Source organism: Bacillus sanguinis (assembly GCF_018332475.1).
GTDB lineage: Bacteria > Bacillota > Bacilli > Bacillales > Bacillaceae_G > Bacillus_A > Bacillus_A sanguinis.
This window is the reverse complement of record NZ_BOQB01000206.1, coordinates 1-6,745: the sequence shown is the minus strand read 5'-3', so window position 1 is coordinate 6,745 and position 6,745 is coordinate 1. Positions and strand designations below refer to the sequence as shown.

Here is a 6,745-nt window from a genome sequence, read left to right as displayed (position 1 = left end):
CTGACTCTTCTTTATTATTAGTTTAATACTTTTACTGTAACTGTTTTACGTCCCCAGTTACTAGATGTGCCTTTATCTGGCATTAAAACGTCGATTTTATTTCCTTTAATAGCTCCACCAGTATCACCAGCGATTGCTACTCCGTAACCTTCAACCCATACTTTTGAACCTAATGGAATGACACTTGGGTCAACTGCAATTAGTTTCATGTTTGGGTTAGCTGTTAAGTTATGACCCATAGCTGATTTTACTTGGTCGCCTGCTTTATAACCATTTTCAAGTGGATCTGCTGTGTAAGCTGTTGCTACAACGCGTAGTTCACGAGAAGATGATGGTGCACTTGTTTCAGTTTCTTTTGCAACAGGTTGTTGTGTAGCTGGTTTTTGAGTTTTAGCCGCTTCGCGAGCTTTAGCTGCCTCTTGAGCTTTAGCCGCTTCACGAGCTTCAGCTACTTCTTGAGCTTTAGCTGCTTCACGAGCTTTAGCTGCCTCTTGAGCTTTAGCCGTTGCTTGAGCTTCAGCTGCTTCTTGAGCTTTAGCTGCTTCACGAGCTTTAGCTGCTTCTTGAGCCTTAGCTGCTGCTTGAGCTTCAGCTGCTGCCTGAGCTTTAGCCTCTGCTTGAGCTTTAGCTGCTTCACGAGCTTTAGCCGCTTCCTCGGCTTTAACTGCTGCTTGAGCTTCAGCTACTTCACGAGCTTTAGTTGCTTCCTGAGCTTTAGCTTTTGCTTGCGTTTCAGCTATTTCACGAGCTTTAGTTGCTGCCACAGTTTTCGCTGTATCTTGAACTTTAGTTGTTTTTTCAGCTTTAACTACTGGTTGTACTTTAATTGGAGCTTTACCTGTTAAGTAAGGAACATGAACATAAGCTGTTTTTCCGTTATATTCAAATTGGATCCAACCATTTTCAACTTGGTGTGTTGTTTCAATTACGTCATCTTGTTTTAACTTACCAAGAATTTCTGAGTCTGTGTTTGCAGCAGCACGTACGTTTAATACGTTTGCTGTTACGTAGTAAGTATCTTTTGTGTAGTCAGTGCTAATGAAAGCTTCTTTACCGCTATTCAATTTCATTTTTGACCATCCGTTCTCTGTATTTTGAACATCTATTTTATAACCGTTTAGTAATTTACCGACAACTTTTGATTCAGTAGTAGGGTTTTCGCGTACATTTAGTACGTCTGTTGTTACAACAGTTTCTGCATTAGCAGATGATGTGAAAATCCCAAGACCAAAAACTGCTGCTGTTGCTATACCCATAAATTTTTTCATAATAGCCTCCATTGCATTTGTTTTCGTTGACCTCATTATAGCAACCATTATTTTCTTATTTGCGAAAAACATAGAATTACAAAGCTTTCGTAACGGGGCATTAATATTCTGTAATAATTCCAGTAATATCCTAAAAGCGCTTTCTTATAGTTTTTAGGGGAGTTTTGAGCATGATATGCATAAAAATGGGAGTATTTCAATTTCTAATAGGTTAATAATGTTTCTGTAGTATTACGTAATTGTTTCTTAAGTGTTACGAAAATAGCGTATTTTGCTGTTGAAACAGATGATTAGTTATGTAAAAATAACTATTTTGGTTGTAGAGGAATATAAATGAGGTGAAATTTAATAAAAAATCGCCATAATTGTTACAAAATAAGTTGAGGTATGGAAAAAATTACGCCTTGATTTCAGTCTGTCACATATTATTTTTGCAATAATAGGATTCTATAATAGCTTTAGTACTTTAAAATAGTTAAAGGGATGTATAGCGTGAAACATATATAATAGAAGAAACATGATTTAATAGATAAAGTGAAACTTTAATCAGTGGGGGTTTTCGTCATCCCCACTGATTATCAGCCCTCACCAATCGGACTTTAATGGGCAGCCCGACCCCCACCTAACTTCTTTGCTTCCACTGAATTTTGAGGTGGGGGTCTTACTGCCCATTAAAGCGGGATAAATAAAAAAACGTAGGAGTATAAATTCCTACGTTTTTGTTTATTCATATCGTAAACATTCAATTGGATCCAGTTTGGCAGCTTTGTTAGCTGGTAGTAAACCAAATATAATACCGATTAACATGGAGATACCTACTGCAAGAAGTCCAAGTTCTTTTGAGACAACGAGTGGCCATCCGGCAAAGATGGAGACGATCCAAGCGAAGAAGATACCAAGCATGAATCCGATGAAACCACCGAGCCCTGTTAAAATACAAGATTCAATTAAGAATTGTGTTAATACTTTACCGCGCGTTGCACCAAGTGCTTTACGAATACCAATCTCACGTGTACGTTCTGTTACAGATACAAGCATGATATTCATTACACCGATACCACCAACAAGTAAGGAGATAGCGGCAATACCACCGAATACCATTTTCATCATACCGATAGATTCGTCTAATTGCTTCGTAAATTCACCTAAGTCTTGTGCTTCGAATTTGTGCTCAAATTTAGGAGCTTTCATTTCGTTTAAAACAGAAACGGCTTGCTTTTCTACACTTTTACGCTCTGTCGGAGAGGTCATTGTTAATCTTACAGAGTCATACTCATTTACTCCTGAAATGACAGGTGCGTTTTCAAGTGACGTATAACCTTCAGGCATAGGCATTCCGAAGTCGTTTTTCGTTTCGTATACACCGACTATTTTATACGGCTTTCCTTTTATATCTGTGTATTGATTTGATTCCCAACCACTAAATAATTTGTTGAAAGCTTCTTCATTTAATATAACAGCAGGGATTGCTTGGTTTAGCTCACTGTCGTTTAATTCACGACCGTGAACTAATTTTATCTTCGAATCTGTCATAAAGGCGCCAGTTCCACCTTTTAAATCAAGATTTACATCTTTTGAACCAGCAGATGCTTTTACTTTCATACTTACATCTGGATACACATCTTTAACACCTGGTACAGCTTGAAGACGGTTTAGCATATCAGGTGTGATTTTGGCACTATCTGTTCCATAGTCAGGATTGTTGTAGTAAATGGTTATTTCATTATCTTTTCCTTGGCCTAATTCTTCTTTAAACTTTGCATTTGTACCATCACCCATTGAAATGATAGTAATAATGGCACTAATACCGATAATAATTCCTAGCATCGTTAAGATAGAACGCATTTTGTGGGCAAAGATAGAGGAAAGGGCCATGCGTATATTTTCACTCGTGTTCAAAATTAACCTCTCCAATCTTGGACGATATTTCCGTCACGAATTACAATTTGACGTGCTGCAGCTTCCCCAATTTCACGATCGTGGGTAATCATAATGATTGTTGAGCCTTGTTTGTTTAATTCGTAAAAGAGGTCCATAATTTGTGTACTCGTTTTCGTATCAAGTGCCCCAGTCGGTTCATCGGCTAAAATGAACTTTGGATTATTTACGATTGCGCGTGCGACTGCGACACGCTGTTTTTGTCCACCTGATAATTCGTTCGGCAGGTGAGTAGCACGATCAGCTAAACCTACTTTTGTTAAAGCGGCTAATGAGCGCTCGCGTCTTTCTTTTTTATCAACTCCAGCGTAAATAAGAGGTAGCTCTACATTTTGAAGTGCTGTAAGTCTTGGTAATAACATGAAGTTTTGGAATACGAATCCGATCTCTTTATTACGAACGCGTGCAAGTTCTGTCTCAGACATGTTTGAAATGTTTTGTCCAGCTAGTTCATACGCACCTGTCGTCGGTTTATCTAAGCAACCGATAATGTTCATTAATGTTGATTTACCAGAACCAGATGGACCCATAATAGAAGTGAATTCTCCTTGGTTCAGTGTTACGTCAATGCCGTGTAATATTTGAACGGATTCTGCACCATTTTGGAATGATTTCGTGATGCCTTTTAAGTTAATCATTCAACGACAACCTCCATACCATCTTTTAAGTCTTTTTCAGGTTTAGAGATAATTTGTTCTCCTTTTTTCACTCCAGAAACTTTTGTTTCGCTATCTGTTTCGAACTCAACAGTAACCGCTTGTTCTTTCGCTTTACCGTCTTTTACAACGAAGACAACATTTTTGTCACCTTTTTTCACGATGCTGCTTTTCGGAACAATCGTACCAGTTGCTTCGCCAGATTTACTTGTTACGTAAACGTGGAAGCCGTTTTGTAATTCTTCACTATTATCTAATGTGACAGTAAATTGATAGTTAGAAACTGTTTTGTTTTCATCCATGCTCTTTAATGGTGTAGAACCGATCTCTGTTACTTTTCCTGTCCAAGTCTTACCAGCGACAGTTTTTGAGGAAACAGTTACTTCTTGCCCGACTTTCATACTAGCAAGCTCATATTCAGAAAGTTGACCTTTTACTTTAAATGGACCAGCGTGACGAAGTGTAATGCCGCTCATACCTGTTTTTTCATCAGCAATTTTTACGATGTCATCAATTACGCCATCAGCAGGACTTGTTACAGAAAGATTGCTTACTCTCTCTTTTGCCGTTTTAATCATTTCATCAGCTTTTTCTATTTCAAACTTTTTCATTTCAAGTTGTGATTCTAATTGTTGCACCTCGATTTCTGATGCTTTTAATGCTTCAGCCGGAAGACCTGCATTTTTATCTTTTTGTAATTTTTGTTTCGCAGCATCAATTTGTTTTTGGAACAATGTTACTTCTTTTTGTGCGATTTTCTTTTGCATTTCTGCTTCTGTTACACCTTGTTTCGCAGCAGGGTCATTGTATTTAAAAAGGAGTTGCCCTTTTTTTACTTCATCACCTTTTTTTACAGCTAATTCATACGTACCTTTTGTTGGATCGAATGAAATTGTTTCGATGCCGTTTGGAATAACTTCACCGCCAAATTTTTGCGCGTTTTCAATTTGTTTTTCTGTTACTTTATATCCGCTATATGCCATTGCTACTTCTGAACTACCGCCAGCAAATGCAAAATATGATCCAGCTGCAATACCGATTGCTACTACACTAGTAATTAACACTTTATTTTTCTTCTTCATCTATTTATCACCTTTTCGTTCGTTTTAGTATCTACATTTAGTATAAAAGAGGTGAAGAATCTGACAAATCGTTTTAGCTTACAATAACCTTACAGTTTTGTAAGGTATGAATATGTAAATGTAAGGTAGAACTTGTCCCAGTGTAAGCAAATGAATTGACTCGTTGTTTCTTTCTTACAATAATATTGTATGAAGGAGAGGAGGAAGGAAGATGGAAGCTTATTTTAGTGCGCATCCATTAAAACCGTTTATTCCCTACTCAAGGCAACATGCCATTATATTATTTATTATGTTGGTGGGAATCGTTTTTTTATATCAATACCAAGATGTATTACGTCAAAATGAGTGGAATATAACGGTTCGATATGCAATTGCATTTCTATTTATAGGGAGTGAAATTGGACTGCATATGTGGGAGTGGAAAGCAGGGATTTTTGAGCTAGCCACTTCATTACCGTTTGAGTTATGTACGATTAGTTTATTATTAGCGTCGATTATGATCGTAACGAAAAGTTACCGCATATATGAGATTGTATTTTTCACGGGAATTATTGGTGCATCACAAGCCATTTTAACGCCAAACTTGCAGTATGCTTTTCCGCATTTTCGTTTCATTGAATATTTTATCGCGCATATATTGCTCATTTGGGCACCGCTCTTTATGACTTGGGTGGAAGGATATCGTCCGACAGTACAATCTATTAAACGTACAATGATATTTTTAAACATATTGATTCCGATTGTTTCGTTTGTAAATTACAAAACAGGTGGTAATTATATGTTTTTAGCTCATAAGCCAGAAACGGCTTCATTACTCGATATGTTAGGGCCGCATCCTTACTATATTATTTCATTAGAACTCGCAGCGCTTATTGGATGTTTTATTTTATATATGCCATTTGCGAAAAGAGAAGGGCATACGCATAAAGAATCACTAGGATCATAACCTAGTGATTTTTTTCATATGAATATTTACAATTCAGAAAATTAAGAATAAAATTAGGGGGTAGATTATATAAAGAGAGAAGGGAAAACGTGGTCAAAAAAGTTTTTCTGAATGGGATGGAAGTGACGATTCAATTTATTATTTCGATTTTGGGTATTATTTGTTTAGGGGCACTGCCGAAATTATTTTATGGATTTGAGCTGCATGTATCAAGGTACATACAGAGTTTAAAAGAAGTGTTTGTAAACTTAATGGATATTTCCAATTTTCAATATGTGAGAGGTAAATTTTTATTTCCGCAGCTGTTCGTCCATTATAAAGAAACGATTATTATTTTTTTAGCTGCTTTTTTCATTTCATTATTTGTAGCATTTTGTATTGTTTATGTCATTATGAGTAGTTCACCGCGTATACAACATCGAATTAAATCATTCCTTATCTTCCTAGAATCCATTCCAGATATCCTTCTTATTTTAGTATCACAAATTTTAGTTGTATGGTTCTTTAAACAAACAGGTTTTTTACCTTTTCAAATTGCTTCAATTGGAGGCGAGTCGATTAGGGGATTACCAATATTGTGTTTGAGCATCCCGACTACGATTATGTTTGTAAAAATGGTCGTGCTTCGTTTTGAAAATGAACTAGAAAAAGATTATGTACTATTTGCTAAGGCGAAAGGGCTGGGGCGCTTTCATATTTTAAATCGTCATGTTTTACGAAATGTGTTGCTGAGTACACTTTTCTTTGCGAAAACGAATATCTTTTTTATGTTATCTAATTGATATATTATAGAATGGATTTTTAATACGGGTGGTATTTTTATGTTTTTGAAATCGTATTTCGGTATTAGAGTTG

Annotated in this window: 5 protein-coding genes and 1 pseudogene; 2 read left to right on the top strand and 4 right to left on the bottom strand. The window is 36.5% G+C overall.

Features of this window, described 5'->3' with window-relative positions; genetic code table 11:
• Positions 1–17: 17 nt before the first annotated feature.
• The 4 genes from entC to KI369_RS20770 form a co-directional block, all read right to left on the bottom strand.
• On the bottom strand, positions 18–1,391 hold the full coding sequence (gene entC, locus KI369_RS20785) for a cell wall-binding protein EntC (RefSeq protein WP_212957237.1): 1,374 nt from the start codon (positions 1,389–1,391) through the stop codon (positions 18–20).
• A gap of 600 nt (positions 1,392–1,991) precedes the next feature.
• Positions 1,992–3,143 carry an ABC transporter permease gene (locus KI369_RS20780; RefSeq protein ID WP_438800511.1) on the bottom strand — a complete coding sequence of 384 codons (1,152 nt, stop codon included), beginning with the start codon at positions 3,141–3,143 and terminating at the stop codon, positions 1,992–1,994.
• A gap of 26 nt (positions 3,144–3,169) precedes the next feature.
• Entirely contained in the window at positions 3,170–3,844 is a 675-nt protein-coding gene (locus KI369_RS20775; RefSeq protein WP_000609098.1) for an ABC transporter ATP-binding protein, read from the bottom strand.
• Positions 3,841–4,944, bottom strand: coding sequence for an efflux RND transporter periplasmic adaptor subunit (locus KI369_RS20770; protein ID WP_212957235.1), 1,104 nt, complete (start codon positions 4,942–4,944; stop codon positions 3,841–3,843). The genes KI369_RS20775 and KI369_RS20770 overlap by 4 nt, the downstream gene beginning before the upstream one ends.
• A gap of 211 nt (positions 4,945–5,155) precedes the next feature.
• Here KI369_RS20770 and KI369_RS20765 point away from each other — a divergent pair, with 211 nt between their 5' ends.
• Together KI369_RS20765 and KI369_RS20760 are read left to right on the top strand one after the other, a co-directional pair.
• On the top strand, positions 5,156–5,890 hold the full coding sequence (locus tag KI369_RS20765) for a YwaF family protein (RefSeq protein WP_073526420.1): 735 nt from the start codon (positions 5,156–5,158) through the stop codon (positions 5,888–5,890).
• Positions 5,891–5,979: 89 nt separating this feature from the next.
• Positions 5,980–6,745 (top strand): annotated as a pseudogene (locus KI369_RS20760) (ABC transporter permease subunit); the annotation flags it as partial.